This is a genomic window from Frankia sp. Mgl5 (assembly GCF_023242985.1).
In the GTDB taxonomy this organism is placed as follows: Bacteria; Actinomycetota; Actinomycetes; order Frankiales; family Frankiaceae; genus Parafrankia; species Parafrankia soli.
On sequence record NZ_JALKFY010000598.1, the window covers coordinates 1 to 322 of the forward strand.

1 pseudogene is annotated in these 322 nt (G+C 56.5%); it reads left to right on the plus strand.

Features of this window, described 5'->3' with window-relative positions:
- Window positions 1-42: 42 nt before the first annotated feature.
- Window positions 43-322 (plus strand): annotated as a pseudogene (locus tag MXD62_RS10815) (M23 family peptidase); the annotation flags it as partial.

The following is a 322-nucleotide window of genomic DNA, read 5'->3' on the forward strand; positions in this document are numbered from 1 at the left end:
GGTGTTGCTATTCCCGTCTCGTGGAAGGAGAGTGCGCGTGAGGTGATGACGCGCGATTTTAATTTTTCCGGAGTGGCCAACTGGTACGAAGCCCGGTTTGGCAGCTTGCCGACCGTTTTGCCGGTGTTCTCTCCCAAGAAATCAGCGGTGCCGGCAACTGCAAAAACAGATTCGCAAGCATGGAAACTGCCAGCGGCCTGGAAAGCGGCGGAATCTTTTGACCCTGTGACGGGCAGGATGGTGTTTGAAACCGGGGGGGACGCCAATATTCGCAGCAGCGGTAAGACCGGTTGGGTTACCTATGTGGGAGAAAGGCAGGGGT